Origin of the sequence: Bacillus amyloliquefaciens DSM 7 = ATCC 23350 (assembly GCF_000196735.1) — a bacterium.
GTDB lineage: Bacteria > Bacillota > Bacilli > Bacillales > Bacillaceae > Bacillus > Bacillus amyloliquefaciens.
In genome coordinates this window covers 3560415-3587358 of the sequence record NC_014551.1, presented here as the reverse complement: position 1 = coordinate 3587358, position 26944 = coordinate 3560415, and the positions used below count along the sequence as shown (strand labels likewise).

Annotated in this window: 34 protein-coding genes; 32 read left to right on the top strand and 2 right to left on the bottom strand. The window is 47.0% G+C overall.

From position 1 onward, the window contains the following. Positions 1-59: 59 nt before the first annotated feature. The 17 genes from BAMF_RS38490 (at position 60) to BAMF_RS38410 (ending at position 13488) form a co-directional block, all read left to right on the top strand. Complete coding sequence (locus tag BAMF_RS38490; protein ID WP_013353918.1) at positions 60-503, top strand: GNAT family N-acetyltransferase; 444 nt, start codon at positions 60-62, stop codon at positions 501-503. Positions 504-659: 156 nt separating this feature from the next. Then, the gene (locus tag BAMF_RS38485; protein WP_013353917.1) at positions 660-1700 is read left to right on the top strand and encodes an L-threonylcarbamoyladenylate synthase; all 1041 of its coding nucleotides are present in this window, start codon (positions 660-662) and stop codon (positions 1698-1700) included. A 69-nt stretch (positions 1701-1769) separates the two neighbouring features. After that, positions 1770-2327, top strand: coding sequence for a manganese efflux pump MntP (locus BAMF_RS38480; protein ID WP_013353916.1), 558 nt, complete (start codon positions 1770-1772; stop codon positions 2325-2327). Between the two features lie 73 nt (positions 2328-2400). Further along, a complete protein-coding gene (locus BAMF_RS38475; protein WP_013353915.1) occupies positions 2401-2856 on the top strand; it encodes a low molecular weight protein arginine phosphatase in 456 nt (151 codons plus the stop codon). A gap of 133 nt (positions 2857-2989) precedes the next feature. Next, positions 2990-3439, top strand: coding sequence for a ribose 5-phosphate isomerase B (gene rpiB, locus BAMF_RS38470; protein ID WP_013353914.1), 450 nt, complete (start codon positions 2990-2992; stop codon positions 3437-3439). Positions 3440-3452: 13 nt separating this feature from the next. After that, complete coding sequence (locus tag BAMF_RS38465) at positions 3453-3995, top strand: TIGR01440 family protein (protein WP_013353913.1); 543 nt, start codon at positions 3453-3455, stop codon at positions 3993-3995. A gap of 147 nt (positions 3996-4142) precedes the next feature. Next, positions 4143-5390, top strand: a complete 1248-nt coding sequence (gene glyA, locus BAMF_RS38460; RefSeq protein ID WP_013353912.1) for a serine hydroxymethyltransferase — start codon at positions 4143-4145, stop codon at positions 5388-5390. Between the two features lie 133 nt (positions 5391-5523). Beyond that, positions 5524-6153 (top strand): uracil phosphoribosyltransferase, encoded by a 630-nt coding sequence (gene upp, locus BAMF_RS38455; RefSeq protein WP_014471148.1) that lies wholly within the window; start codon positions 5524-5526, stop codon positions 6151-6153. Positions 6154-6574: 421 nt separating this feature from the next. After that, a complete protein-coding gene (gene atpI, locus BAMF_RS38450) occupies positions 6575-6958 on the top strand; it encodes an ATP synthase subunit I (RefSeq protein ID WP_013353910.1) in 384 nt (127 codons plus the stop codon). Positions 6959-6965: 7 nt separating this feature from the next. Further along, the gene (atpB, locus tag BAMF_RS38445; protein ID WP_003151158.1) at positions 6966-7700 is read left to right on the top strand and encodes a F0F1 ATP synthase subunit A; all 735 of its coding nucleotides are present in this window, start codon (positions 6966-6968) and stop codon (positions 7698-7700) included. 45 nt (positions 7701-7745) lie between these two features. Beyond that, complete coding sequence (atpE, locus tag BAMF_RS38440; RefSeq protein WP_003151167.1) at positions 7746-7958, top strand: F0F1 ATP synthase subunit C; 213 nt, start codon at positions 7746-7748, stop codon at positions 7956-7958. A gap of 142 nt (positions 7959-8100) precedes the next feature. Next, a complete protein-coding gene (gene atpF, locus BAMF_RS38435; protein WP_013353909.1) occupies positions 8101-8613 on the top strand; it encodes a F0F1 ATP synthase subunit B in 513 nt (170 codons plus the stop codon). After that, entirely contained in the window at positions 8610-9155 is a 546-nt protein-coding gene (locus tag BAMF_RS38430; RefSeq protein WP_003151169.1) for a F0F1 ATP synthase subunit delta, read from the top strand. Before atpF ends, BAMF_RS38430 begins: the two co-directional genes overlap by 4 nt. 16 nt (positions 9156-9171) lie before the next feature. Next, positions 9172-10680 carry a F0F1 ATP synthase subunit alpha gene (atpA, locus tag BAMF_RS38425; RefSeq protein ID WP_003151170.1) on the top strand — a complete coding sequence of 503 codons (1509 nt, stop codon included), beginning with the start codon at positions 9172-9174 and terminating at the stop codon, positions 10678-10680. A 75-nt stretch (positions 10681-10755) separates the two neighbouring features. Beyond that, entirely contained in the window at positions 10756-11619 is an 864-nt protein-coding gene (gene atpG / locus BAMF_RS38420) for an ATP synthase F1 subunit gamma (protein WP_003151172.1), read from the top strand. 25 nt (positions 11620-11644) lie between these two features. After that, positions 11645-13066, top strand: a complete 1422-nt coding sequence (gene atpD, locus BAMF_RS38415) for a F0F1 ATP synthase subunit beta (RefSeq protein ID WP_013353908.1) — start codon at positions 11645-11647, stop codon at positions 13064-13066. Positions 13067-13089: 23 nt separating this feature from the next. Continuing rightward, complete coding sequence (locus tag BAMF_RS38410; protein WP_013353907.1) at positions 13090-13488, top strand: F0F1 ATP synthase subunit epsilon; 399 nt, start codon at positions 13090-13092, stop codon at positions 13486-13488. Positions 13489-13532: 44 nt separating this feature from the next. Here BAMF_RS38410 and BAMF_RS38405 read toward each other — a convergent pair whose 3' ends face one another. Beyond that, positions 13533-14003, bottom strand: a complete 471-nt coding sequence (locus tag BAMF_RS38405; RefSeq protein ID WP_013353906.1) for a hypothetical protein — start codon at positions 14001-14003, stop codon at positions 13533-13535. A 172-nt stretch (positions 14004-14175) separates the two neighbouring features. On the opposite strand from BAMF_RS38405, the gene BAMF_RS38400 reads away from it, so the two are divergent. From BAMF_RS38400 to BAMF_RS38335, 15 genes are all read left to right on the top strand, one after another. Beyond that, complete coding sequence (locus tag BAMF_RS38400) at positions 14176-14406, top strand: DUF1146 family protein (RefSeq protein WP_013353905.1); 231 nt, start codon at positions 14176-14178, stop codon at positions 14404-14406. Between the two features lie 141 nt (positions 14407-14547). Further along, positions 14548-15288, top strand: a complete 741-nt coding sequence (locus BAMF_RS38395) for a YwmB family TATA-box binding protein (RefSeq protein WP_013353904.1) — start codon at positions 14548-14550, stop codon at positions 15286-15288. Between the two features lie 33 nt (positions 15289-15321). Continuing rightward, positions 15322-16632 (top strand): UDP-N-acetylglucosamine 1-carboxyvinyltransferase, encoded by a 1311-nt coding sequence (murA, locus tag BAMF_RS38390; RefSeq protein WP_013353903.1) that lies wholly within the window; start codon positions 15322-15324, stop codon positions 16630-16632. Positions 16633-16834: 202 nt separating this feature from the next. Further along, positions 16835-17869, top strand: a complete 1035-nt coding sequence (gene spoIID, locus BAMF_RS38385) for a stage II sporulation protein D (RefSeq protein ID WP_013353902.1) — start codon at positions 16835-16837, stop codon at positions 17867-17869. Positions 17870-18132: 263 nt separating this feature from the next. Next, positions 18133-18822: a VWA domain-containing protein gene (locus tag BAMF_RS38380; RefSeq protein ID WP_013353901.1), complete on the top strand. Its 690-nt coding sequence runs from the start codon at positions 18133-18135 to the stop codon at positions 18820-18822. A 309-nt stretch (positions 18823-19131) separates the two neighbouring features. After that, complete coding sequence (locus BAMF_RS38375; protein WP_014471147.1) at positions 19132-19812, top strand: VWA domain-containing protein; 681 nt, start codon at positions 19132-19134, stop codon at positions 19810-19812. 85 nt (positions 19813-19897) lie between these two features. Further along, positions 19898-20062 (top strand): hypothetical protein, encoded by a 165-nt coding sequence (locus BAMF_RS41600; protein WP_014471146.1) that lies wholly within the window; start codon positions 19898-19900, stop codon positions 20060-20062. Between the two features lie 94 nt (positions 20063-20156). Next, a complete protein-coding gene (gene fdhD / locus BAMF_RS38370) occupies positions 20157-20945 on the top strand; it encodes a formate dehydrogenase accessory sulfurtransferase FdhD (protein WP_013353899.1) in 789 nt (262 codons plus the stop codon). A 17-nt stretch (positions 20946-20962) separates the two neighbouring features. Further along, positions 20963-21997 (top strand): GTP 3',8-cyclase MoaA, encoded by a 1035-nt coding sequence (gene moaA, locus BAMF_RS38365; RefSeq protein ID WP_013353898.1) that lies wholly within the window; start codon positions 20963-20965, stop codon positions 21995-21997. 140 nt (positions 21998-22137) lie between these two features. After that, complete coding sequence (locus BAMF_RS38360) at positions 22138-22326, top strand: CsbD family protein (RefSeq protein ID WP_014472339.1); 189 nt, start codon at positions 22138-22140, stop codon at positions 22324-22326. A gap of 351 nt (positions 22327-22677) precedes the next feature. Further along, a complete protein-coding gene (ureA, locus tag BAMF_RS38355; RefSeq protein ID WP_013353896.1) occupies positions 22678-22995 on the top strand; it encodes an urease subunit gamma in 318 nt (105 codons plus the stop codon). After that, entirely contained in the window at positions 22992-23366 is a 375-nt protein-coding gene (ureB, locus tag BAMF_RS38350) for an urease subunit beta (RefSeq protein ID WP_013353895.1), read from the top strand. Before ureA ends, ureB begins: the two co-directional genes overlap by 4 nt. Then, on the top strand, positions 23363-25072 hold the full coding sequence (ureC, locus tag BAMF_RS38345; RefSeq protein WP_013353894.1) for an urease subunit alpha: 1710 nt from the start codon (positions 23363-23365) through the stop codon (positions 25070-25072). Before ureB ends, ureC begins: the two co-directional genes overlap by 4 nt. 141 nt (positions 25073-25213) lie before the next feature. Beyond that, positions 25214-25618: an Rrf2 family transcriptional regulator gene (locus BAMF_RS38340; protein WP_003151203.1), complete on the top strand. Its 405-nt coding sequence runs from the start codon at positions 25214-25216 to the stop codon at positions 25616-25618. Between the two features lie 64 nt (positions 25619-25682). Continuing rightward, the gene (locus tag BAMF_RS38335) at positions 25683-26324 is read left to right on the top strand and encodes an NAD(P)-dependent oxidoreductase (protein ID WP_013353893.1); all 642 of its coding nucleotides are present in this window, start codon (positions 25683-25685) and stop codon (positions 26322-26324) included. Between the two features lie 38 nt (positions 26325-26362). Here BAMF_RS38335 and BAMF_RS38330 read toward each other — a convergent pair whose 3' ends face one another. Next, positions 26363-26749: a DUF5362 family protein gene (locus BAMF_RS38330; protein ID WP_013353892.1), complete on the bottom strand. Its 387-nt coding sequence runs from the start codon at positions 26747-26749 to the stop codon at positions 26363-26365. Positions 26750-26944: the final 195 nt, after the last annotated feature.

The following is a 26944-nucleotide window of genomic DNA, read 5'->3' as shown; positions in this document are numbered from 1 at the left end:
TAAATCCGGATTCGATTCATAGATTGGAAGAAAGAGTTGATCGAAACGGAGGGAAATATATGTTTTATCAGCTGAGAGTGGCAAGAGATCAAGATACGGAAGCGCTGGAGGCTTTTTTGAAAAAGGCTGATACGGCACATGCTGAAATCGATCAGCAGATCAGCCGGTTTATCATGCTGGAGGACAGTGAAAAAAAGATTGCCGCCTGTCTCGGGATCGAAAAATTCAGCGGCGGAAAAGGGCTTCTTCGTTCACTCGTCATGTCGGACAGGCTGAACCAAAGCCATATCGTTACGCTGTTTCAAAGTATGGATGTGCTGTGTAAAAAACATGAAATTCAAGATGTCTACTTAGTCGCCAATCAGCCATCATCTGCTGAATTTCTGACTGTGATGGGATTTGAAACGTGCGCCGATGTGCCTGATGAACTGTATACGTCCGAGCATTTCCGCAATTCGTTATGCACAGAGGGTTCGTTTTTAATGGTGAAAACCACCGCCTAACCTTACTTATACACAAAGTTATCCACTTATTGAAAAGTGTTGTCCACAGTTTGTGGATAACACTTGTTTTATTTAAGGACATCTTTTATACTTTCAAAAGGAATACACGAGAGAAAATAAAGTTTTACCGCTTTAAAATAAGGAGTTTGGTTATACATGAAAACAAGAAGATGGTTTGTGGATTCTTCCGCAGAATTATCCACAACTGATCCCCAGATTACACAAGCAGCGGAATTGCTCCGGCAGAATGAAGTTGTGGCTTTTCCGACAGAAACCGTTTACGGACTTGGCGCTAATGCTGAAAATACAGAAGCCGTAACGAAAATATATGAGGCGAAAGGAAGACCGAGCGATAATCCGCTGATCGTGCATATATCTGACATCGGCCAGCTTGATCGTTTTATCAGCCATATTCCGGAGACGGCGAAAAAGCTCATGAAGCTTTTTTGGCCGGGGGCGCTGACTCTTGTCTTGCCGTGTAAGCCCGGGGTGCTGTCACCCCGTGTCACCGCGGGGCTTGAGACGGTAGCTGTCAGAATGCCGGATCATCCGGTGGCGTTAGCCCTGATCAGCTCGGCCGGACTGCCGATCGCAGCCCCGAGCGCGAATTTATCAGGAAAACCGAGCCCGACGAAGGCCGAGCACGTGGCACATGATTTAAACGGCCGCATTGCCGGTATTGTGGACGGCGGCGCGACGGGAATCGGAGTAGAATCAACCGTTCTTTCCTGTGCGGGGAAACAGCCTGTGCTGCTTCGCCCGGGCGGTGTGACAAAAGAGCAGATTGAATCCGCCGCCGGTCCGGTCCTTGTGGATAAAGGACTGACCGAAGAAGATGAGGTTCCTATTTCTCCTGGTATGAAATATACACATTACGCGCCTTCTGCACCGCTGGCTGTTGCTGACGGCGGCGCCCGGAGAATTCAAGAGCTGGCGGACGAATATAAAAGCCGGGGAAAACGAATCGGCATCCTGACAACAGAAGAGAATGCCGAGAGTTACCAGGCTGATTTCATTAAGGTCTGCGGCCGGCGCGCCGACCTTGAAACAGTGGCGTCCGCCTTATACGATGCGCTCCGCAGCTTTGATGAAGCGGAAGTGGATATGATTATTTCTGAATCCTTTCCGGATACCGGAGTGGGGCTCGCCGTTATGAACAGGCTGATGAAAGCCGCAGGCGGCACCGTTATCCATTAACTTGTTCTACCCCTTATCGGACATGCATAAGCTAAACAAGCGGGCACGTCCAAGGGGGTTTTTTATTTCATGTCGAATCTATTCATCGGGGAGCTTGTCTCCTTAAGCATCATGGCATTTGCTTTGGGGACGGATGCTTTTTCCGTCGGGCTCGGAATGGGCATGATTCAGATGAGGAAAAAACAGATTTTTCATATAGGGGTTGTCATCGGACTGTTTCATGTCATGATGCCGCTGGCAGGAATGGCGGCCGGGCATCTGCTGTCCGGTTTTCTGGGGATGCTCGCTGTTTACATCGGCGGGTCTCTTCTTTTCATTTTAGGGGTGCAAATGATCATCGCCGCGTTTAAACAATCAGACGGGCCGCTCATATCTCCGGCAGGCTCGGGACTGTTATTATTCGCGGTCGGTGTCAGTCTTGACAGCTTTTCTGTCGGGCTCAGCCTCGGAATGAACGGTTCCAATCCGATTCTGGCCGTTGTGCTGTTCGGAGCCTTCAGCACCGTTTTAACATGGGCGGGTCTTTTGGCGGGAAGAAAGGTGCAGTCGTGGCTCGGCTCTTACAGCGAAGCGCTCGGCGGAGCCATTTTGATCGGATTCGGGCTGAAACTGCTTTTACCGATATAAGATACGTAAAAAAAGAAACGAAGATGCCGTTTCTTTTTTCTTCATTTATAATAGGCAGTAAGAGGTGACGGATATGAAAATAATCTTTGTTTGTACAGGCAATACGTGCCGCAGTCCCATGGCTGAGGCTCTTTTTAAATCCATTGCAGTAACGAAAGGGCTGGACGTCAGCGCAAGCTCTGCCGGAGTATTCGCGTCTCCGCACGGAAAAGCGTCGGCACATGCCGTGGAAGCGCTGTTTGAAAAACGGATCGCTCTCAATCACACTTCATCTCCCTTATCGGAAGAACATATCGAGACGGCCGATCTGGTGCTGGCGATGACCGAACAGCATAAACAGCTGATCGAAAGCAGATATCAAAACAGTCAGGGCAAAGTATTTACCATTAAAGAATACGTAACGGGGACAAACGGAGATATCTCTGACCCGTTCGGCGGTTCGCTTGATGTTTATAAACAGACGCGGGACGAACTGGAGGAGCTGCTGACCCTTTTAGCTGATCAATTACTTGACGGCAAAAGCAAGTAACCTGTCAGAAAATCTGCAAACAGGTCATTTGCAAAACGAATGTGAAAGAGTAGAATGAAATCAACGGATTTCGTAAAAAAAGGACAAGCACACTGGGCTGTCTTCGCCCAGCCACACCTAGGAGGTAAATTGAATGAAAGTAGCTATTGCGTCAGATCACGGCGGCGTCCATATCCGCGAAGAAATAAAAAGTCTTTTAGATGAATTGCAGATTGAATACATTGATATGGGCTGTGAATGCGGCGGCGGCTCGGTCGATTATTCAGACTACGCTTTTCCGGTAGCGGAAAAAGTGGTGAGCGGCGAAGTTGACAGGGGAATTTTAATTTGCGGCACAGGCATCGGCATGAGCATTTCCGCTAACAAGGTAAAAGGAATACGCTGTGCGCTTGCGCATGACACTTTCAGCGCAAAAGCGACGCGAGAACACAATGATACGAATGTTCTTGCGATGGGAGAACGCGTTATCGGCCCGGGTCTGGCGCGCGAAATCGCAAAAATCTGGCTGACGACTGAATTTACGGGCGGCCGCCACGAACGGCGGATCGGCAAAATCGCAGATTACGAAGAAAAAAATCTGTAAGAGGTGCTGGACAATGGAAGAGATGAAGCAAAAATGGACGGACATGCTGACTGAGTTTCAAGAGCAGGCCGGACTGACGGACGGCAGTCTGCTGGTGATCGGATGCAGTACGAGTGAGGCCGCCGGAAGCCGGATCGGCACCGCCGGAAGCGGGGACTGGGCTGAATTGATTTACGGCGGACTTGCCCGGTTCAAGGAAAAAACGGGTGTGCATCTTGCTTTTCAATGCTGCGAGCATTTAAACAGGGCGCTTGTCATTGAAGCGGAAACGGCCGAGCGGTTCAGGCTTCCCATTGTTTCAGCCGTCCCCGTCCCCAAAGCGGGCGGAGCGATGGCTTCTTATGCATACCGGCAGATGCAATCTCCCGTGCTCGCTGAATCGATTCAGGCCGACGCCGGAATTGACATCGGAGATACGTTCATCGGTATGCATTTAAAACCCGTCGCCGTCCCTGTCCGGGTATCAAGCCGTGAGCTCGGAGAAGCGCATGTGACGATGGCCCGGACAAGGCCGAAGCTGATCGGCGGAATTCGCGCTGTTTATGAATGCGAATGATGAAAATACTTTTCCTATATAACGTTCGTGTTTTCTAATTAAATATTGTGATTTTTTTAAATAAGCTGTTACATTCACCTGAAAAACCATGTACAATAAGGGTGGTAAAAATAAAGAACAGGAAACGGATAGGAGAGGATTTCGCTGATGAAACATTTACCTGTACAAGATAAACAAGTGTTTAACGCCATCAGAGATGAGCGTAAGCGTCAACAGACTAAGATCGAATTAATTGCTTCTGAAAACTTCGTGACGGAAGCGGTAATGGAAGCGCAAGGCTCTGTTTTAACAAACAAATACGCTGAAGGCTATCCCGGCAAACGCTACTACGGGGGCTGTGAGCACGTTGATGTCGTTGAGGACATCGCCCGCGACCGCGCGAAAGAGATTTTCGGAGCTGAGCATGTAAACGTTCAGCCGCACTCAGGCGCTCAGGCGAACATGGCTGTTTACTTCACGATTCTAGAGCACGGCGACACGGTGCTCGGCATGAACCTCTCCCACGGCGGCCACTTAACACACGGAAGCCCGGTTAATTTCAGCGGCGTTCAATACAACTTTGTTGAATACGGTGTCGATAAAGACACGCAATATATAGATTATGAAGACGTGCGTGAAAAAGCGCTGGCGCATAAGCCGAAACTGATCGTTGCCGGAGCGAGCGCATACCCCCGCACGATCGACTTTAAAAAATTCCGTGACATCGCTGATGAAGTCGGCGCTTACTTCATGGTCGACATGGCGCATATCGCGGGTCTTGTCGCGGCCGGCCTTCATCCGAACCCGGTTCCTTACGCTGACTTTGTAACGACAACGACTCACAAAACACTTCGCGGACCGCGCGGAGGAATGATCCTTTGCCGTGAAGAGTTCGGCAAAAAAATTGATAAATCCATTTTCCCGGGCATCCAAGGCGGACCGCTTATGCATGTTATCGCGGCAAAAGCCGTTTCTTTCGGGGAAGTGCTTGAAGATGATTTCAAAACATATGCGCAAAACGTCATCTCGAACGCGAAGCGCCTTGCTGAATCTCTGAACAAAGAAGGCATTCAGCTCGTATCAGGCGGAACGGATAACCACCTTGTGCTTGTTGACCTCCGTTCTCTCGGTCTGACCGGAAAAGTCGCTGAACATGTTCTTGATGAAATCGGCATTACATCTAATAAAAACGCGATCCCTTACGATCCGGAAAAACCGTTCGTCACAAGCGGAATCCGTCTCGGTACGGCAGCTGTGACAAGCCGCGGATTTGACGGTGACGCGCTTGAAGAAGTCGGCGCCATCATCGGCCTCGCGCTGAAAAATCATGAAGACGAAGCAAAACTTGAAGAAGCGAGACAGCGTGTGTCTGCCTTGACTGAGAAGTTTCCTTTATATAAAGAACTGGACTATTAATAAGGAAGAAACCCGCCGGAACCCTGATCCGGCGGGTTTTTTTATGATTTTCTTGAAACTGTTTGTCTTTTTCTGTAGAATCAATAGAAGTGTGAAAAAGTCACTCGGACAACAAAAAGGAGCTGAACACAGTATGGGAAAGGTTTACGTATTTGATCATCCTTTAATCCAGCATAAGCTGACATATATTCGGAATGAAGATACAGGCACAAAGGATTTCAGAGACCTTGTGGACGAAGTTGCATCACTGATGGCGTTTGAAATTACACGTGATCTTCCGCTTAAAGAAGTGGAAGTGAAAACACCTGTTCAAACAGCGACATCCAAAGTGATTTCAGGGAAAAAACTCGGTATTGTGCCGATCCTGAGAGCGGGTCTCGGAATGGTGGACGGCATGCTGAAATTAATCCCGGCGGCTAAAGTGGGACATGTCGGATTATACCGTGATCCGGAAACCTTAAAACCGGTGGAATACTATGTCAAGCTTCCTTCTGATGTAGAAGAGCGTGAATTTATTGTCGTGGACCCGATGCTTGCAACGGGAGGCTCTGCGGTTGAAGCGATAAACAGCCTGAAAAAGCGCGGCGCGAGAAACATTCGTTTTATGTGTCTTGTAGCGGCCCCCGAAGGCGTGGAAGAGCTGCAGAAACATCATTCTGACGTTGATATTTATATCGCGGCCCTTGATGAAAAACTGAATGAAAAAGGCTATATCGTTCCGGGTCTCGGTGACGCGGGTGACAGACTGTACGGAACAAAATAAATCAGAAAACCTCATTCAGAGGTTTTCTTTTTTTTATCCAGATTTTTGCTGAATGGGGAGAGTTCATACAGTTATAGGTGAATTTGTGAACATTCTGTGTATGCTTTCGGTATAAAAAGTTTTTTAACTTTAAACAGATTGACACATGTTAGGGGCTATTGTATGCTAAACGAGGGTATTATGAGAAGGTTTTCATTCCTTTCATTTCTAGTATCCATCCTCATTTTAAATCCTCCCAAAAAAACCCGTTACATGAGGATTTATCTAAGCGAATGAAACAGCATCCCGCACCAGGAGGATGAGTGGTTTTTTCGAACAGGCCGTTTTTTTGCGGGACAAAAAAGGCCTTCTGCAAGGGTTAACCGCATGTATTGCCGTATCCAGGAATTATATTACATTTTCATCAGGAGACAGATAGTTGATGGACGATCCCAATCTTACATTCAGCAGACAACGGAGATATGTATTTGTGATCTTAGCAATCTATTTGCTGGGATATGGTCTTACGGCGTATAAAACTGTTTTTTTAGGCCTCTTTTTGGGAACTGTTTTCAGTTTGTTTAATCTATGGCTCTTGACCAGAAGAATGAATGCTTTTGACAAGGCCGTGGCGAAAGGAAAGTCCATACGATCACTCGGGAGCGCAGCGCGTTGGTGCAATGCGATACTTGCGATGGCTATCGCCTTTAAATATCCCGACAAAGTCAGTGTGGCAAGTGTGATTATTGGATTAATGACAATTTATCCCGTCATTATGATAGATTCCATTATTCAGCTCAAACGTTCATCAATGGAAGAGAGGTGAAAACCCATTGAATCACGATTACAGAACTATTGATTTGTTTGGTCTTACTTTTAATCTGACAAACATTCTGATGATTACTGTGGCAAGTGTGATTGTGCTGCTGATTGCGATTCTTACTACGAGAACGCTGTCCATCCGTCCGGGAAAAGCCCAGAACTTCATGGAATGGATTGTTGATTTTGTCCGCAATATTATAGGCAGTACAATGGATTTAAAGACAGGGGCTAACTTCTTGGCGCTTGGTGTAACCTTGCTGATGTACATATTTGTATCAAATATGCTGGGGCTGCCGTTTTCTGTAACGGTCGGACACGAGCTTTGGTGGAAATCACCGACGGCTGATCCGGCTATTACCCTGACTCTGGCCGTTATGGTAGTGTCATTGACGCACTATTACGGCGTGAAGATGAAAGGCTTGAAGGAATATTCTAAGGATTATCTCAGACCGGTTCCGCTTATGTTCCCGATGAAGATCATTGAGGAGTTTGCGAATACGCTGACACTCGGACTTCGTCTTTACGGTAACATTTTCGCCGGGGAAATTCTTCTGGGCCTTCTTGCAAATCTGGCGACGAATTTCTACTCAAACAGTTTCTTTCTCGGTTTGGTCGGCACAGTCGGAGCCATTATTCCGATGCTTGCATGGCAGGCATTCAGCTTGTTCATCGGTACCATCCAGGCATTTATCTTTACGATGCTGACGATGGTGTACATGTCACACAAAATCAGTCATGATCATTAAAATCATATATCCATTCGGATAACATTTTAAAGGAGGAACTTTTTCATGAATTTAATAGCAGCTGCGATTGCAATCGGTTTAGGTGCACTTGGTGCAGGTATTGGTAACGGTTTGATTGTTTCACGTACGGTAGAGGGAATTGCCCGTCAGCCGGAAGCAGGAAAAGAACTTAGAACTCTTATGTTCATGGGTATCGCATTAGTTGAGGCCCTTCCAATTATCGCTGTCGTTATCGCGTTCTTAGCGTTCTTTGGCTAAGCAAAAAAGCCTTATATGAACTAAAAATGGCGAAGATCACTCTAAGAGAACCTTCGCCATTGCTTTATGTCTGATAAGCAGGCCGGCTTGAAACGGCTTTTTATCAGCAGAGAAAACCTGCAGAAGGGAGTTGCCGTAGTAGATGTCTCAATTACCTCTTGAATTAGGACTTTCGTTTAACGGCGGAGATATCCTATTCCAATTGTTAGCTATGTTAGTTTTATTAGCGCTTCTCAAGAAATTCGCTCTTGGACCGCTATTAAATATAATGAAACAGCGTGAAGATCATATCGCCGGCGAAATTACGTCCGCTGAAGAAAGAAATAAAGAAGCGCAGAAGCTGATTGAAGAGCAGCGCGTTCTTTTAAAAGAAGCGAAACAGGAATCACAATCACTCATTGAAAATGCGAAAAAGCTGGGTGAAAAGCAGAAGGAAGACATTATCCAGGCTGCGCGCGCCGAGTCTGAAAGATTAAAAGAAGCGGCGAGAACCGAAATTGTCAAAGAAAAAGAACAAGCGGTTTCCGCACTTCGCGAGCAAGTCGCATCACTTTCTGTCTTAATCGCATCGAAAGTGATTGAAAAAGAGCTTGATGAACAAGCCCAGGAAAAACTGATTCAGGACTATCTTAAAGAGGTAGGAGAAAGCCGATGAGTGGATCTGCTGTCTCTAAACGATACGCGTCAGCGCTTTTCGACATTGCCGTTGAGACTTCTCAAATCAATGAAATCGAAGAAGAGCTTACCGTACTAAAAGAAGTTTTCCGAAACGAAGCCGGATTACAGGAAGTGTTAAGCCATCCGAAGGTATCGGCTGCTAAGAAAAAAGAGCTGATTCAGCAATCATTCGGCGCACTGTCTGAGTCTGTGCTGCATACGATTTTTCTTCTGATTGACCGCCGCCGGTCTTCGATTGTGCCTGATCTCACAGACGAGTTTATTAAACTTGCAAACCAGGCCCGTCAGACAGAGGATGCGGTTGTTTATTCAGTAAAACCGCTGTCAGAGGCGGAAATGTTATCATTATCTCAAGTATTTGCAAAAAAAGCCGGAATCGCTTCGCTCAGAATCAGAAATGAAGTGCAGACGGATTTAATAGGCGGCATTAAAGTCCGCATTGGAAACCGGATTTATGACGGAAGCGTGAGCGGAAAGCTTGAGCGCATGGAACGTCAACTTGCCGGAGGAAATCGATAGAAGGGGTGAAACCTAAGTGAGCATCAAAGCTGAAGAGATTAGCACGCTGATAAAGCAGCAAATTCAAAATTACCAATCTGAAATTGAAGTTCATGACGTAGGTACAGTCATCCAAGTCGGAGACGGTATTGCGCGTGTGCACGGCCTTGACAATTGTATGGCCGGTGAACTTGTTGAGTTTTCAAACGGCGTTTTGGGTATGGCTCAAAACCTTGAAGAATCCAATGTAGGTATCGTTATCTTAGGACCTTACAGAGATATCCGTGAAGGCGATGAGGTCAAAAGAACGGGCCGCATCATGGAAGTGCCTGTAGGCGAAGAATTAATCGGACGTATCGTCAACCCGCTCGGACAGCCGGTAGACGGACTGGGTCCGATCCTGACAAGCAAAACCCGTCCGATTGAAAGCCAGGCTCCAGGCGTAATGGACCGTAAATCGGTACATGAGCCGCTGCAAACGGGTATTAAAGCGATCGACGCGTTAATTCCGATCGGCCGCGGACAGCGTGAGCTGATTATCGGGGACCGCCAGACAGGTAAAACATCTGTTGCGATTGATACAATCTTAAACCAAAAAGACCAAGACATGATCTGTGTGTACGTAGCGATCGGTCAAAAAGAATCTACAGTACGCGGCGTAGTGGAAACACTTCGTAAGCACGGCGCGCTTGATTACACGATTGTCGTGACGGCGTCCGCTTCACAGCCGGCTCCGCTTCTTTACCTTGCACCGTATGCAGGGGTGACAATGGGTGAAGAATTCATGTACAACGGCAAGCACGTTCTCGTCGTATATGATGATTTATCCAAACAAGCGGCCGCTTACCGTGAGCTGTCATTGCTTCTTCGCCGTCCTCCGGGCCGTGAAGCATTCCCAGGGGATGTATTCTATCTTCACTCCCGTCTGCTTGAGCGCGCAGCCAAGCTGAGTGACGCAAAAGGCGCAGGATCAATTACGGCGCTGCCGTTCGTCGAAACACAAGCCGGAGATATCTCCGCTTATATCCCGACAAACGTCATTTCCATTACTGACGGACAGATTTTCCTTCAATCCGACCTATTCTTCTCAGGCGTACGTCCTGCGATCAATGCCGGATTATCCGTATCCCGTGTCGGCGGATCAGCCCAAATCAAAGCGATGAAAAAGGTAGCGGGAACATTGCGTCTTGACCTTGCTTCATACCGTGAACTTGAAGCATTCGCCCAATTCGGATCTGATCTTGACCAGGCGACTCAGGCGAAACTGAACCGCGGTGCGCGTACAGTTGAAGTGCTGAAGCAAGACTTGAATAAGCCGCTTCCGGTTGAAAAACAGGTAGCCATTCTTTATGCGCTGACAAAAGGATATCTTGATGATATTCCGGTTGCGGATATCAGACGTTTTGAAGAAGAGTACTACATGTACCTTGATCAAAACCATAAAGATCTGCTTGACGGCATTGCGAAAACAGGAAACCTTCCTGCTGATGAAGACTTCAAAGCTGCAATCGAAGGCTTCAAACGCACATTTGCACCAAGCAACTAACCCTTAGAAGATGAGAGAAAAAGGTTCTCTTTTTCTCTCTTTTTACGCAAATGAAGAATAAAGGTGGTGAAATCTTTGGCCTCATTACGCGATATTAAGTCAAGGATCACGTCAACGAAAAAAACAAGCCAGATCACAAAAGCCATGCAGATGGTATCCGCTGCGAAGCTGAACCGTGCGGAAACCAACGCGAAGTCATTTGCTCCGTATATGGATAAGATCCAGGAGGTTGTGTTTAACGTCGGAAAAGGCGCGAAAAACGCGAAACACCCGATGCTTGTCTCAAGAGAAGTGAAAAAGACGGCGTATCTCGTCATTACGTCTGACCGCGGGCTTGCGGGTGCGTTTAACAGTTCGGTTCTGCGAAACGCTTACCGCACCATTCAAGAACGCCATCAGTCTAAAGATGAATACACGGTGATTGCAATCGGCAGAGTCGGCCGCGATTTCTTCAAAAAACGGGAAATGCCGATTTTGTCTGAGTTAGTGGGGCTTGGCGACGAGGTCACTTTTGCTCAGATTAAAGATTTGACCCGTCAGACGGTTCAAATGTTTATCGACGGCGCTTTTGATGAATTGCATTTGGTGTATAACCATTTCGTCAGTGCGATTTCACAGGAAGTGACGGAGAAAAAAGTGCTGCCTTTAACGGATTTCGGAACGAGCGGCGGGAAGCGCACGGCTTCTTACGAGTTCGAACCGGATGAAGAAGAGGTGCTCGAAGTGCTGCTTCCTCAATATGCGGAAAGCTTAATTTACGGTGCGCTTCTTGACAGTAAAGCAAGTGAACACGCTGCGAGAATGACAGCAATGAAAAATGCGACTGATAATGCGAAAGAACTCATTGATTCACTTTCGCTTTCATATAACCGCGCGCGTCAAGCGGCGATTACACAAGAAATTACCGAAATTGTCGGCGGTGCAGCCGCTTTAGAATAGAAAGATTTTGTCAGGAGGGATAGCGATGAAGAAAGGACGCGTAAGTCAGGTGCTTGGACCGGTTGTCGACGTACGTTTCGAGGACGGCCACTTGCCTGCGATTTATAATGCGATTAAAGTTTCACAGCCAGCTTCAGGCGAAAATGAAGTAAGCATCGATCTAACGCTAGAGGTTGCTCTTCATTTAGGCGATGATACAGTCCGTACAATTGCCATGGCATCTACGGACGGAATTCAGCGCGGAATGGAAGCCGTTGATACAGGTGCTCCGATTTCCGTTCCTGTCGGTGATGTTACTCTCGGCCGCGTATTTAACGTACTGGGAGATAAAATTGATTTAAATGAACCGCTGCCTGCGGATGCTCAAAAGGACCCGATCCACAGATCAGCTCCTTCATTCGATCAGCTTTCAACTGAGGTTGAAATACTTGAAACGGGAATTAAAGTTGTTGACCTGCTTGCTCCTTACATCAAGGGCGGTAAAATCGGATTGTTCGGCGGTGCCGGCGTAGGTAAAACCGTATTAATCCAGGAATTAATCAACAACATCGCGCAAGAGCACGGCGGTATTTCCGTATTCGCCGGTGTAGGAGAGCGTACTCGTGAAGGGAACGACCTTTTCTACGAAATGAGCGATTCAGGCGTTATCAAGAAAACAGCCATGGTCTTCGGACAAATGAACGAGCCGCCGGGCGCACGTATGCGTGTAGCACTGACGGGTCTTACAATGGCTGAGCATTTCCGTGATAAACAAGGACAGGACGTACTGTTCTTTATCGATAACATTTTCCGTTTCACACAAGCGGGTTCAGAGGTTTCCGCGCTTCTCGGCCGTATGCCTTCTGCGGTTGGTTATCAGCCGACGCTTGCGACAGAAATGGGTCAGCTTCAAGAGCGTATTACGTCTACAAACGTTGGTTCAGTTACATCTATCCAGGCAATCTACGTGCCTGCCGATGACTACACTGACCCGGCTCCGGCGACAACATTCGCTCACTTGGATGCAACGACTAACCTTGAGCGTAAATTAACTGAAATGGGTATCTACCCTGCGGTTGATCCGCTGGCTTCCACTTCCCGCGCGCTTGCTCCGGAAATTGTCGGAGAAGAGCATTATGCGGTGGCGCGTGAAGTCCAGTCAACGCTTCAGCGTTACAAAGAACTTCAGGATATTATTGCGATTCTCGGTATGGACGAATTGGGCGAAGAAGATAAGCTTGTCGTTCACCGCGCACGCCGTATCCAGTTCTTCCTTTCTCAAAACTTCCACGTAGCTGAGCAGTTTACGGGACAAAAGGGTTCTTACGTGCCTGTTAAAGAAACGGTAAGAGGCTTTAAAGAAATCCTTTCCGGTAAATATGACCATCTTCCGGAAGATGCATTCCGTCTTGTGGGACGCATTGAAGAAGTTATTGAGAATGCAAAAGAGATGGGTGTAGAAGTTTAATCTGGTCCTAGGAGGGTAAAAGCATGAAGACCGTTAAAGTCAATATCGTTACTCCCGACGGCCCAGTATATGATGCTGATATTGAAATGGTGAGTGTAAGAGCCGAGAGCGGTGATCTCGGTATCTTGCCGGGCCATATTCCGACCGTGGCTCCGCTTAAAATCGGCGCTGTCCGCCTTAAAAAAGACGGACAGACCGATTTGGCGGCTGTCAGCGGCGGATTTTTAGAAGTCCGTCCTGATCAGGTCACTATCCTTGCACAAGCCGCTGAAACAGCGGACAGCATTGATAAAGAGCGCGCCCTTGCTGCGAAAAAGCGGGCGGAAGACCGTTTAAACAAACGATCAGATGATACTGACATTCGTCGGGCTGAGCTTGCGTTACAGCGGGCTGTAAACAGATTGGATGTTGCAGGAAACTAAAAAAGAATCCTTCTCGGCTATCTGAGAAGGATTCTTTTTCTATATTAACGCATAAGAGATTCATAGACGCCGATAAGCGGATGATCCTCTTCTTTTTGCAGATATAAATGCTCACAGCAGTTGTCGGTGTGCCACGTTTTGTTTCCTCTTCGCACACCTGTCGTATAGGCGCCGTCCGTGTACGGATAAGGTTTGACGATCCATTCGGCATCGTCATGGTGTCTGATGGCGCAATCGATGACATACACGCTGAGCATTTTCTCAAATTCGTCAATCGGCAGGTTCCAATCCGCCAGCAGCAGCTCTTTAATGCTGCGGAAGTAAAGGGTTTCCAATTCCTGCAGGCTGCCGTGTGAATAATCAAGAGAAATGTTGAAAAACTGACATAATTCTTTCAGTTCCTCTGTTTGAGACTGTCTATAATCATAGTAGAATGCAATCGCTTCCCACTCATGGTCAAATACGGGCAGTGTTTCCCCATACTGCTTTTCCGGATGAAAAAAGGAATGATTCATATTCCCATCTCCTTTCCAAAAAAGTATACCATGCCGGAGAACGGACATTTAAGCGGGGATTGCCCCTAATTTTGGATAAAAATTCTGCTGTAAAAATGATCATCTTTCTCTCTTCTTCTTATATAATAAGAGAGGATATGAGGGGCGGAAAAAATGAAAGGAGATGGAATTTGTGAATGTATTGGGGCAGCAGGCCGCAATCAGCATCCTGATTCACTTGGTATGCATTGCGGTGACATGGTGGGCGCTTCAGGCCGTCAACTTTGATCCGCTGATCCGAAAAGGAAAAATAGTGCAGGCACGGCTGCTGATTATTCTTCTTACCATTGCGATCGGAACGGCAGTCGCCAACTTCTTTTTAGATTATCTTACCTATTCGAAGCAGCTTCCATACTTGTTTTAAGAAGTTTCGTCAGTTGTAATGAAGGGAATCGCTGGGGGAGAAACCAATTTTTCTTCACCCGCTTGGCGAGTTTTGACGAAGTTTTCCATGTATCGCTTTCCCCGGCTCCGGCAAAAATGGGAGTAAGGGGGAGAGATCGATATGAAGAAAAAAAGAGCAGGCCGTATCATCTTGTTTTTTGTTTTTTTAAGCGCCTTAATTGCGGTATTTCATTCCATTCATGCGAGTGAGCTGTCTCCGCTTGCCCAGATTGCCGAAGGAATGGAGCGGCAGGATGTCACTGTTGATGAGTGGACGCTTCATGCGAAAGAAAATCTGAACCTGTCACTGAGTGAATTTGATGACAAGGTGAAAGAACTGAAGGCGCAAAATCCGCAGTATCATTGGGAAACCGCCGAGGAAGATAAAATCGTAAAGGCCGTCGGCACATATTCTGACAAAAAAAATCACACAACTTTTAAACTGCAGCTCGTCACTACCCTCAAAAACCAGAACCCAACTTCGTATTTATTATATGAGCAAATGAGCCCGGAGCAACCGGAAAACTGGAATGATACATATGAACAGTTTGAACGGCAGGCACATGACATATTTCAAAATAAAGTATTTATTTTTACTTGTCTAAAGGGTCATTTAAATGATAATATGAGTATTGTTTTGCAAAAAAAAGCAGAACAGCTCATGAAAGAATTTGAAGCAAGTCCAGTTGAACATGTAGTTGAGCCTCATTTCGTTTCTGTTTCTGCATTTACATATAAGTGGACAGATTACATCATGACATCGAAACATAAGATGAATGTGCAAATTGCGCTTAGAAGTGCGGGAATGGGCGAAAAACATACCGTTACGGTTGGCACACCAATCGTGACAACTGAATATTAATATAGAGAATATAGGGACGCGGAGGGGAATACCTTGGAAAAAATCATCGTCCGCGGCGGTCAGAAGTTAAACGGCACAGTGAAAGTTGAAGGAGCAAAAAATGCCGTTTTACCTGTTATCGCTGCATCTTTATTAGCAAGTGAAGAAAAAAGCGTAATATGTGATGTACCTACGCTCTCCGATGTATATACAATTAACGAAGTGTTGCGTCATTTAGGAGCAGATGTGCATTTTGAGAATAATGAAGTTACCGTAAACGCTTCTTACGCTTTAGAAACAGAAGCACCTTTTGAATATGTGCGTAAAATGCGCGCGTCAGTGCTTGTTATGGGCCCTCTGTTAGCCCGTACGGGTCATTCAAGAGTAGCGCTTCCTGGCGGCTGCGCAATCGGCTCAAGACCGATTGACCAGCATTTAAAAGGCTTTGAAGCAATGGGTGCAAAAATCAAAGTAGGCAACGGCTTTATTGAAGCAGAAGTAGAAGGCCGTCTGCAGGGCGCAAAAATCTATTTAGATTTCCCAAGTGTGGGTGCGACAGAAAACTTGATTATGGCAGCTGCATTAGCTGAAGGAACAACAACGCTTGAAAACGTGGCAAAAGAGCCTGAAATCGTTGACTTAGCGAACTATATCAATGCGATGGGCGGAAAAATCCGCGGAGCCGGCACAGGCACCATTAAAATTGAAGGTGTCGAGAAGCTTCGCGGCGTAAGACACAACATCATTCCTGACCGTATTGAAGCGGGTACTTTTATGGTGGCCGCGGCTATCACGGAAGGAAATGTATTAGTAAAAGGTGCGGTTCCTGAGCATCTTACGTCTTTAATTGCGAAGATGGAAGAAATGGGCGTCAAAATTACGGATGAAGGAGAAGGCCTTCGTGTCATCGGTCCTGCACAGCTGAAGCCGATCGACATCAAAACGATGCCTCACCCAGGATTCCCGACTGACATGCAGTCACAAATGATGGCGCTGCTTCTCCGTGCGAGCGGAACAAGCATGATTACTGAAACTGTGTTTGAAAACCGTTTTATGCATGCTGAAGAATTCCGCCGGATGAATGGCGACATTAAAATTGAAGGACGTTCTGTGATCATTAACGGTCCTGTACAGCTGCAAGGCGCAGAAGTTGCCGCTACGGACCTGCGTGCGGGCGCGGCGCTGATTCTTGCGGGATTAGTGGCTGAAGGTCATACACGCGTCACGGAACTGAAGCATTTGGATCGCGGTTATGTGGATTTCCATAAAAAACTTGAGGCTCTCGGCGCTGACATCGAGCGTGTTGTCGATGAAACGGCCGCTGAACAAGAAAGTAAAGAAGCCGTTACTGACTTAAACGCATAATGGTTACAAAAACAGTATGTCAATCTGGCATACTGTTTTTTTATATGGTTTATCATCATTATTATGCTCTGAATTCCAAAAAAGAATACGTTTTTCGCGTAAATAATCGAATAAAAGAATCTGTCCAAAAGGAAGTCATATTAGCTTGTCCCTGCCCATAAGATGAAGTAGAGTCGAATCCCAAGCAGGAGGCAGCTGATATATGAAACCCATTGTATTTCTACTATCCGGGCTGTGTGTACTTATTCTTCTTGTTCCCACCATTCTCGTCCTTCCGTTTCAGGCCGAAAAAGGAGCAGCCGTAAACAGGGAGCCCGGACACAAAACAGCACACACCATACGAGAAACAAAAGGAGCAGAACCAACATTGAAAGAATCACCTGTATCCGTTCCGGTTTATCGGACATCCAATCATTCTGTAGAAAACATCCCGCTTGAAGAGTACGTGATCGGTGTCGTGGCTTCCGAAATGCCCGTAGAATTTAAACCGGAGGCCTTAAAAGCCCAAGCGCTCGCTGCCCGTACATTCATCGTCAGACTGATGGTTGCAAACTCAGCCGTCCAGGCCCCGAAAGGATCACTGGTGGATGACACGCAAATGTTCCAAGTCTATCAAAGCAAAAGCCAGCTGAAAAAAGAATGGGGTTCTGATTACGCGCAAAACCTCAAGAAAATCACAAACGCGGTGGCCGGTACGCAAGGAAAGATTTTAACGTATGAAAACAAGCCGATTGAGGCATCTTTTTTCTCTACAAGCAATGGGTATACGGAAAATGCGGAAGCCTATTGGACAAGCGCCATTCCTTATTTAAAGAGCGTGAAAAGCCCATGGGATAAAAAATCGCCAAAATATCTCGCCACCCGGACTTTCAGTGTGCCGGAGTTTCAGCAGAAGCTCGGTGTGCAGCTCGCAGGACAAGACACTGTAGGGCAGATTACGGCCAGAACGCCGGGACATCAAGTGGCGACGGCCGTCATAAACGGCAAGAAGCTGAAGGGACGAGACATTCGGGAAAAACTCGGACTCCGTTCTGCCGACTTCGAATGGAAACGAAACGGCGGCAGCATCACCATTACGACGAAAGGATTCGGTCACGGTGTCGGCATGAGCCAGTACGGTGCCAATTATATGGCGGAGCAGGGAAAATCCGTGACGGACATCGTCAAGCATTATTATCAGGGAGTGGATATTTCCGAGGCAGATTCATTTTTAAGCAAATATATGGCGAAAAAGTAGACGCTCTCATCAGCGTCTTTTTTTCGGAAAACTATTCCATAAACGGCTAAGGAACCAACGGACTCATATAACGAAAGGCTAAAGGCTGACAAATGCGGATAGATGGCTGCGCACCGGGTGAAAATCACTGATAAAAATGCCGCTTCTATGTGAATGTACGCAAAAATAATGAGGAACCCCGTCCTATTTATTTCCCTTTTCAACTCATTTACGATAAATAGTGTTCGACGTTGAACGGAAATCTATTGAAAAGGGGAAAAGCAATGAAAAAAACATTTTCACTCATACTCATGTTCGGTTTGCTGCTGACTGCTGCATCTCCTGCTTTTGCTGCTGAGAATGCAAACGAGAATTCTTTCTTTAAACCTAAAAACAATACCGCCATTTTGCTTGATGCGAGCGGCAGTATGGCGAAACGGATAGACGGTGTTTCTAAATACAACATGGCAAAAGATGAAATTGTCCGTTTTGCGGATCAAATTAAATCTAAATCACAGGTCAGAATGACGGTTTTCGGTTCTGAAGGCAATAATAAAAACTCCGGAAAAGTTCAGTCTTGTGAATCTATTCGCGGTGTATACGGATTCCAAAGGTTTGACAAACAAAGCTTCCTTAATTCTCTGAACGGAATCGGGCCTACTGGCTGGACACCGATTGCAAAGGCATTAGAGGATGCGAAGGCTTCCTTTAACGGCGTGCACAAACTCGGCAGTAAATCCGTTTACCTGTTAACGGACGGCGAGGAGACATGCGGAGGAGATCCTATTAAGACAGCGAAAGAGCTTCGCAAACAGCATATTAAAGTCAATGTAATCGGCTTTGACTTTAATGAAGGCTTCAACGGTCAGCTTCACGCGATTGCCGGAGCGGGCGGAGGAAAATATTACGAAGCTCACAGTCAAAAGGATATGAACCGTATCTTTAAATTAGAAGCGAGTTCATTAGGGGAATAAGAAAAGGCGCCGTTTTTCGGCCCTTTTTTTTACGCTTGAATTAACAAAATTTTCAAGAAGAAATGAAGAGAAAACTGTAAAAAGAATCAGATTCCGGACTTATATTACAAAAAGGGCGAAAAAGGCATTAAATCTGTCATCTTTTATCCAATCTTTCTAGGATGAAGCGCATAATTCTGTTCATTTTTGACGATGTACCGCCGCTCACACAAAAGGCATCCCGCCCTATATCTTTTTGCATATTCCTCATCTAGCATAGAGAAGAGCCGGGGCCCATCGGCGAAAAACAAATGGAGAGGAATGAAGGAAATGAAAAAAATGTTTACTGCGGGGATTGTCGGACTTTTGACGCTTTCACTCGGATCACCTGTTTTTGCGGCTGAGAAAAAGCACGAGGAAACAAACGTCGCTGTGCTGTTTGATGCAAGCGGTAGCATGATACAAAAAACAGGGGGAGAGCGTAAAATAGATGTCGCGAAAGATTCTGTCACCTCTTTTGCGAAAGTTCTTCCTGAAGACACTAATCTGATGCTCCGGGTATTCGGTCATAAGGGCAATAATAAAAACTCCGGTAAAGCCGTATCGTGTAATGCGACAGAAACGTTATACGGCCTTCAGCCGTACGCCGTGACTCCGTTTGAGCAATCGCTCAGCCAGATTAAACCGACCGGCTGGACACCGATTGCAAAAGCGCTTTCTGATACACGTGAAGAATTTGAGCGGGCCGGCGCTAAAGGGAAAAACGTCGTATATCTGATTACAGACGGTGAAGAAACATGCGGCGGTAATCCTCAGGCTGAAATTCAAAAGCTCCGTAAAGCGAACGTCAACACGATCGTCAATATCATCGGTTTCAACTTCGGCATGAAAGGAAGCGAAAGCCTTGAAAAAGCGGCGGAAGCAGGGGGCGGCACATATGTCTCAGCTGACAGCGCGGCCGAGTTCAAACAGGCTTGGGAAGACGCTGCAAAGGATTTAGCAAAAGAATAGGTTAAAAAAGGACGCCCGAGCGGCGTCTTTTTTGTTTAGAAAACGGAACCGCGGGAATGATACGACTAAAAGGAGATGACCGCTGTTGTTAAAAGGAGCAGGCATTATATTAGTGCTGGCGGCAGTCGTTTTTGTTCTATTGGGAGTTTTTCTGAAGCTTGCCGCCTTCATATTCGTCAGTATATTGGCCATTATCGCCGCCGTTATTTTATTCACCATGTTGAGCAGACATCACCGCAACGAAACATAGAGTCCGAAGAGGGCTCTTTTTTTAAACCGCAAATTCGACAAAATACAGGGATTGTGGAAGAATAAAAGAGAAGGATACTGCGGAGGGGAAAACAGTGGATGAAAAAACAACAGCGGTAAGAGAAATATACCGCTATGAAAAAGGGGTATTAACAAAAACGGCAGATCGGATGGTTTCAGAGTATCCATTGACTGTCATGGTGAACGGGCGGGAATTTGTGACGCTCGTCTGCACGCCTGATCATTTAGAGGAACTCGTAGTCGGATTTCTCGCATCAGAAGGCGTCATTCGTTTTGAAAAAGAGATCAAAAGCTTTACTATAGATGAAAGTCTCGGATTTGCATATGTGGAGCTGACGAATCCCGAAGTGCTCGAGCAAAAAGACTATACGAAGAGAGTCATCGGTTCATGCTGCGGGAAAGGCCGCCATTTTTACTTTCAGCAGGATGTAAAAACGGCCAAAACCGCCGTGAGCCGCATTACCATAACTCCTGAGACGTGTCTTCACCTCATGAAGGAGATGCAAAGCGGAAGCGGCACATTCCAGGAAACGGGCGGCGTCCATAATGCGGCGCTGTGCGATACGGAAAAGATGCTCTTCATGAGGACGGACATCGGGCGCCACAACGCGCTCGATAAGCTGTACGGCTGCTGTTTGAAAAACGGAATGCCCGTCCGTGACAAGCTGATTGTTTTCAGCGGCCGGATTTCCTCAGAGGTTTTATTAAAAGCCGCAAAAATCGGCGTGTCGATTGTCATTTCAAAATCGGCGCCGACGGAGCTTGCGCTGCAAATGGCGGAAGAGCTGAACATCACGGCGATAGGCTTTGTCAGAAACGGGTCATTTAATGTATACACACATCCTGAACGGGTTGAACAATAGAAAGGGGTCTTGGGCTTATGAATACAGAAACGCGCCGGGTGTCAGACAAAAGGGACAGGCCGCTCAGGGATCTCCGTATCTCTGTAACCGACCGCTGCAACTTCAGATGCACGTACTGTATGCCAGCCGAACTATTCGGACCGGATTATCCATTTTTACAAAAGACAGAATTGCTCTCATTTGAGGAGCTTGAGCGGCTTGCGAAACTGTTTGTCGGCCGTTTCGGCGTTGAAAAAATCAGGCTGACGGGCGGGGAGCCGCTGATGAGAAAAGATATGCCTGAATTGATCAGAAAACTTGCGCGCATCCCGGGGCTTAAAGATATTGCGATGACGACAAACGGCTCACTGCTTCCCGTGTATGCGGAAAAGCTGAAGCAGGCGGGGCTGCACCGCGTGACTGTCAGTCTCGATTCTTTAGAAGATGAGCGGTTTAAGGCTATTAACGGCCGCGGCGTCTCGGTGAATAAGGTGCTTGAGGGCATAGAGGCGGCAAAAGAGGCCGGACTCGGTGTTAAAATCAATATGGTTGTCCAAAAAGGCGTCAATGAAAAAGACATCCTGCCGATGGCCCGCTATTTTAAAGAAAAGGGTCATATTCTCCGGTTTATTGAATTTATGGATGTCGGCAATACGAATCAATGGAACAAAAAAGACGTGATCACGAAGGCTGAGATCATTGATCTGATCAATCAGCACATGCCGACGGAGCCGATAGAAGCGAATTATAAAGGCGAGGTCGCTTCCAGGTTCCGCTATCTTGACGGATCTGGCGAAATCGGCGTGATTTCCTCCGTCTCAGATGCATTCTGCGCCTCCTGTAACAGAGCGCGCCTGTCGGCGAGGGGCGAGCTGTTTACGTGCCTGTTCGCTTCCGCAGGCTACGATGTGAGGAAGCTTGTGCGCGGCGGCCTGACCGATGACGAATTGACGGAGTCCATCGCTTCTGTCTGGAAAAACCGCACGGATCAGTATTCAATTGACCGCGCGCTTTCTAAAACAGATGGGAAAAAGAAAGTGGAAATGTCTTATATAGGCGGATGGGGAGAATAAGCTGTCAGACGGATTGGCCGTTTACAAAGTGATCCGCTACGGAGAACGCTGTGAAATCAATAATTGAGAGTTTACATGTTTGTGTTCGGGCTGAAAGGGAAGAAAACAAGTACACAAGAACAAAAGGAGCTGAAGAGATCATGAGTCAAGATAACGGTTTAAAAGACAAAGTAAAAGGCGGCATGAACAAAATGAAAGGGGAAGCAAAAGACAAAGCCGGTGACATGACAGACAAGACCGACTTAAAAGCGGAAGGTAAAAAAGACAAAGCGAAAGGCAGCCTGCAAAAGGGTGTCGGCAAAACGAAAGATAAACTCAGTGACGATTAATTTGAAATGGAAACACTGCAAAAGCCCAAAACATTTTGGGCTTTTTGTTATGAGAAATGACAAAATTTCCAGTTCGTTTGGTTAATATTCACTAACTTTTTAAATATTCTATAAATTTTACGATAATTTCTTTATAATATTCACAAAGAATGTGACCTTTCTTCACATTTGGTTAAACGTTTGTTTAAGAAAAAAATAACAAATCGGGAATTTCTGCAAAAGGAATCAGGCTGTTCGCCGTCGAATAACTTTTATCACTTAACATTTCATGAGGTGAAGGGGGTGGTAACCGCCTGCATCGTTTCGGTATGACCATGTGGATTGCGTTTGACTATCAAAAGGGGGAATACGATGAAACTGACACCGGTTGAACAAGAAAAATTGCTTATTTTCACAGCGGGAGAGCTCGCAAAACAGCGGAAAGAGCGCGGCGTTCTGCTGAATTATCCTGAAGCTGCCGCATATTTGACCTGTTACCTGATGGAAGGCGCCAGAGACGGAAAAAGCGTTGCTGAGCTGATGGAATCCGGCCGCACCGTTTTAACGGAAAAAGACGTTATGGAAGGCGTTCCGGAAATGCTGGACAGCATTCAGGTGGAAGCGACGTTCCCGGACGGGGTCAAGCTTGTCACCGTTCATCAGCCGATCAAAGCGGAGGTGAAGTCATGAAGCCGGGAGCCATTCAAGTCGCAAAGGGGACCATCACCATTAACGAAGGCCGAAAGACGCTGGAGGTGTCAGTCACCAATAACGGAACAAGGTCAGTGCAGGTAGGATCGCATTTTCATTTTGCGGAAGCCAACGGCGCCCTGTCCTTCAATCGGGAGAAAGCAATCGGCATGCGTCTTGACATTCCGTCAGGCACATCGGTCCGTTTTGAACCGGGAGAAGAGAAAACCGTCACGCTCGTGGAAATCGGAGGAAGAAAAACGGTCAGAGGCCTGAACGGAATGGCCGATACGTATATGGATGAGCGGGGTAAAGAGAAGACTCTGTCAAATCTTAAAAAAGCCGGATGGATGGAGGAAGCGATCCGATGAAAATGTCACGCGAGCAATACGCAGAACTGTTCGGACCGACAACGGGAGACAAAGTCAGACTCGGAGATACGGATTTATGGATCGAGGTCGAAAAAGACTTCACGAATTACGGAGAAGAAATGATTTTCGGCGGAGGAAAAACAATCCGTGACGGTATGGGGCAGAACGGCCGCATCACAGGGAAAGACGGGGCGCTTGATCTTGTCATTACAAACGCCGTCGTCCTGGATTATACCGGGATCGTCAAGGCGGATATCGGAGTGAAGGACGGCCGGATTGTCGGCGTCGGGAAAAGCGGCAACCCGGATATCATGGATGGGGTCGACCCGCACATGATCATCGGCGCCGGAACAGAAGTCATTTCCGGTGAAGGAAAAATCGTAACGGCCGGCGGCGTTGATACGCATATCCACTTTATCTGCCCGCAGCAGATGGAAGTCGCGCTTTCTTCAGGCGTGACCACGCTTCTGGGCGGCGGAACGGGCCCTGCGACGGGAAGTAAAGCGACGACCTGTACATCCGGCGCGTGGTACATGTCGAGAATGCTGGAGGCGGCTGAGCAATTTCCGATCAATGTCGGGTTTTTAGGGAAAGGGAATGCTTCTGATAAAGCGCCTCTCATTGAGCAGACAGAAGCCGGCGCGATCGGCCTGAAGCTGCATGAAGATTGGGGAACAACGCCAAGCGCCATCAAAACTTGCATGGAAGTAGCGGATGAAGCGGATATTCAGGTGGCGATTCACACAGACACGATTAATGAAGCGGGCTTTTTAGAAAACACGCTTGATGCGATCGGCGACCGGGTTATCCATACATATCACATAGAGGGAGCCGGCGGAGGCCATGCACCGGATATTATGAAACTCGCATCTTACGCCAATATTCTGCCGTCCTCTACGACGCCGACGATTCCGTATACCGTCAACACGATGGACGAGCATCTTGATATGATGATGGTCTGCCATCATTTAGATTCAAAAGTTCCGGAAGACGTGGCGTTCAGTCATTCACGCATCAGAGCGGCCACCATTGCGGCGGAGGATATTCTGCACGATATCGGCGCCATCAGCATGACATCATCTGACTCGCAGGCGATGGGCAGGGTGGGAGAAGTGATTATCCGGACATGGCAGGTTGCCGATAAAATGAAAAAGCAGCGAGGCGCTCTTTCAGGAGAAAACGGCAATGACAATGTACGCGCCAAACGCTATATCGCCAAATACACGATCAATCCGGCCATCACCCACGGCCTGAGCCATGAAGTCGGTTCCGTCGAAAAAGGAAAGCTCGCCGACCTCGTATTATGGGACCCGGTTTTCTTCGGCGTCAAACCTGAACTTGTGCTCAAAGGCGGCATGGTTGCCCGCGCCCAAATGGGGGACCCGAATGCTTCCATTCCGACGCCTGAGCCTGTGTTTATGAGGCAGATGTACGCTTCATACGGTAAAGCGAACCGCAATACCTCTATTACATTTATGTCCCAGGCCGGTATCGAAAACGGCGTACCTGAAAAGCTCGGGCTTGAAAAAATGATTTCTCCCGTACGGAATATCCGTAAGCTGAGTAAGCTCGACATGAAGCTGAATGATGCGATGCCGAATATACAAGTCGATCCGAAAACCTATCAGGTGTTCGCCGACGGAGAAGAGCTGGCATGCCAGCCCGTCAGCTATGTTCCGCTCGGACAGCGTTATTTCTTATTTTAATCCATCTCCGGCCGGTTTCCCGCCGGCCTATTTACACCTCTGTTGCCAACTTGATTTCATCTTCCCGCGTGATTTAGTGTATATTAATAGTTGACAAACAAATGAAATGTAACTATTATGGTTACAACGGTGGTGAAAAACATGATTAACAGCCGTCTTGCTGTGGCCATTCACATTCTATCGCTGATCTCAACGGATGAACGGGCATCATCAGATATGATTGCAGGCAGTGTAAACACCAATCCCGTCGTAGTGCGGAGAACGATCAGCCAGCTGAAAAAAGCAGGTATTCTGACATCCCGGGCGGGTGTTCCGGGAGCCAGCCTGAAAAAAGATCCGTCTGAGATTACCCTCCTGGAGGTTTACAGGGCGGTGCAGAATAAGGAAGAGCTTTTTGCGGTTCACGACAATCCGAATCCGGACTGTCCGGTCGGCAAAAATATTCAGCGTGCGCTTGATGAGACGTTCGGAAGCGTTCAGCGGGCAATGGAGAATGAATTGGCGAGCAAGTCCCTTTATGATGTAATGAATCATCTCTTTTGTTAAAAAGAGATGGCTTCATGCCGCCACAGTTGTAACAATAATAGTTACAAATAAGGAGGAAAAGAACATGAAAATCGGAATTATCGGAGCAAGCGGAAAAGCGGGAAGCGCTATTATGAAGGAAGCGAAGGAACGCGGCCATGAGGTGGCGGCAATCGTCAGAAATGCATCAAACGTAAAAGATCAAGATGTCACGGTTGTGGAAAAAGACATCTTTGATTTGAAGGCGGAGGATATAAAGCCATTTGATGCCGTAGTCAACGCCTTCGGTGCGCCGGCGGGCAAGGAGCATCTGCATGTTGAAGCGGGAAAAGCACTAATCAGCATTTTCAAGGAAGCAAAAGATACAACATTATTTGTCGTCGGCGGAGCAGGCAGCCTCTTTGTTGATGAAGCAAAAACAACACGTCTGGCTGAAACGCCGGAATTTCCGAAAGAATATCTGCAGACAGCGCTTCAGCAGGCGAAAAATTTACAAGACCTTGAAAACACCGAGTCTATTTCTTGGACATTTCTGAGTCCGGCGGCAATGTTTGATCCGAACGGAAAACGCACGGGAGCATACAAAAAAGGCAAAGACACACTCATCGTCAATGATGCAGGCGACAGCTATATCAGCTACGCCGATTATGCCATTGCCGTATTGGATGAATTGGAAAATCCAAAGCACCAAAACGAGCGCTTTACCGTTGTCGGAGAAGCGGAATAAGAAAAAAATCCCGGGCGGACGCGCCGGGATTTTCTTTTTTAATATGTATTGGCATCAATGTTATCAAATACGCCGTCCACGATGCCGAGCGTCATAAGTACAATGAAGAGAACGATGCAGAGAACGGACAAGCCGATTGTTACAATGAGATAGATCCCCTGCATTTTCACGAACTTTGCGTAATTCTCCAGCATATGTTCCTCTGTCAGTTCATTGAACTGCTCCGCCATCTGTCCCGCTTCTTTTGCCGAGCGCATCAGAAAAATGCCGGCAATGATCTGCAGAACGCCTGGAATGGCTCCGATTAAGAAGAAAAACGCGCCGGACAGCGCAGCAAATGCGCCCATAATAATAAACAAAATACCTGTCGCTTTTCCCCATTTCGAAATAGAAATAAGCGAACGATTCACTGATTCAGGTTTCAAAACTTGGCACTCCTTTACAAAAAAATACTCACTTTTCATTTATACACTATTCGGCCATTCTTTTGAATATAAAATGTGTTTTTTCCAGCCATGTGTCCGTTTCTACCTTGAATGGCCGTCTTTGAAAGGGTGCTGTTAAACAAAATAGAAATCGCTGATGGACTTCTTTAATAACCAACTGAAAAAGCTGTTACT

What these genes read in the sequence shown, in the direction of transcription:
- BAMF_RS38485 (WP_013353917.1), top strand. Translation starts at nt 660, where the DNA reads ATGAAAACAAGAAGATGGTTTGTGGATTCTTCCGCAGAATTATCCACA.
- atpF (WP_013353909.1), top strand. Translation starts at nt 8,101, where the DNA reads ATGTCTCAATTACCTCTTGAATTAGGACTTTCGTTTAACGGCGGAGAT.
- BAMF_RS38475 (WP_013353915.1), top strand. Translation starts at nt 2,401, where the DNA reads ATGAAAATAATCTTTGTTTGTACAGGCAATACGTGCCGCAGTCCCATG.
- glyA (WP_013353912.1), top strand. Translation starts at nt 4,143, where the DNA reads ATGAAACATTTACCTGTACAAGATAAACAAGTGTTTAACGCCATCAGA.
- BAMF_RS38380 (WP_013353901.1), top strand. Translation starts at nt 18,133, where the DNA reads ATGAAAAAAACATTTTCACTCATACTCATGTTCGGTTTGCTGCTGACT.
- atpI (WP_013353910.1), top strand. Translation starts at nt 6,575, where the DNA reads ATGGACGATCCCAATCTTACATTCAGCAGACAACGGAGATATGTATTT.
- BAMF_RS38490 (WP_013353918.1), top strand. Translation starts at nt 60, where the DNA reads ATGTTTTATCAGCTGAGAGTGGCAAGAGATCAAGATACGGAAGCGCTG.
- atpD (WP_013353908.1), top strand. Translation starts at nt 11,645, where the DNA reads ATGAAGAAAGGACGCGTAAGTCAGGTGCTTGGACCGGTTGTCGACGTA.
- ureA (WP_013353896.1), top strand. Translation starts at nt 22,678, where the DNA reads ATGAAACTGACACCGGTTGAACAAGAAAAATTGCTTATTTTCACAGCG.
- atpE (WP_003151167.1), top strand. Translation starts at nt 7,746, where the DNA reads ATGAATTTAATAGCAGCTGCGATTGCAATCGGTTTAGGTGCACTTGGT.
- BAMF_RS38405 (WP_013353906.1), bottom strand. Translation starts at nt 14,003, where the DNA reads ATGAATCATTCCTTTTTTCATCCGGAAAAGCAGTATGGGGAAACACTG.
- ureC (WP_013353894.1), top strand. Translation starts at nt 23,363, where the DNA reads ATGAAAATGTCACGCGAGCAATACGCAGAACTGTTCGGACCGACAACG.
- BAMF_RS38410 (WP_013353907.1), top strand. Translation starts at nt 13,090, where the DNA reads ATGAAGACCGTTAAAGTCAATATCGTTACTCCCGACGGCCCAGTATAT.
- BAMF_RS38335 (WP_013353893.1), top strand. Translation starts at nt 25,683, where the DNA reads ATGAAAATCGGAATTATCGGAGCAAGCGGAAAAGCGGGAAGCGCTATT.
- BAMF_RS38430 (WP_003151169.1), top strand. Translation starts at nt 8,610, where the DNA reads ATGAGTGGATCTGCTGTCTCTAAACGATACGCGTCAGCGCTTTTCGAC.
- BAMF_RS38480 (WP_013353916.1), top strand. Translation starts at nt 1,770, where the DNA reads ATGTCGAATCTATTCATCGGGGAGCTTGTCTCCTTAAGCATCATGGCA.
- moaA (WP_013353898.1), top strand. Translation starts at nt 20,963, where the DNA reads ATGAATACAGAAACGCGCCGGGTGTCAGACAAAAGGGACAGGCCGCTC.
- ureB (WP_013353895.1), top strand. Translation starts at nt 22,992, where the DNA reads ATGAAGCCGGGAGCCATTCAAGTCGCAAAGGGGACCATCACCATTAAC.
- BAMF_RS38340 (WP_003151203.1), top strand. Translation starts at nt 25,214, where the DNA reads ATGATTAACAGCCGTCTTGCTGTGGCCATTCACATTCTATCGCTGATC.
- spoIID (WP_013353902.1), top strand. Translation starts at nt 16,835, where the DNA reads ATGAAACCCATTGTATTTCTACTATCCGGGCTGTGTGTACTTATTCTT.
- BAMF_RS38395 (WP_013353904.1), top strand. Translation starts at nt 14,548, where the DNA reads ATGAAGAAAAAAAGAGCAGGCCGTATCATCTTGTTTTTTGTTTTTTTA.
- BAMF_RS38465 (WP_013353913.1), top strand. Translation starts at nt 3,453, where the DNA reads ATGGAAGAGATGAAGCAAAAATGGACGGACATGCTGACTGAGTTTCAA.
- upp (WP_014471148.1), top strand. Translation starts at nt 5,524, where the DNA reads ATGGGAAAGGTTTACGTATTTGATCATCCTTTAATCCAGCATAAGCTG.
- BAMF_RS38360 (WP_014472339.1), top strand. Translation starts at nt 22,138, where the DNA reads ATGAGTCAAGATAACGGTTTAAAAGACAAAGTAAAAGGCGGCATGAAC.
- rpiB (WP_013353914.1), top strand. Translation starts at nt 2,990, where the DNA reads ATGAAAGTAGCTATTGCGTCAGATCACGGCGGCGTCCATATCCGCGAA.
- BAMF_RS38375 (WP_014471147.1), top strand. Translation starts at nt 19,132, where the DNA reads ATGAAAAAAATGTTTACTGCGGGGATTGTCGGACTTTTGACGCTTTCA.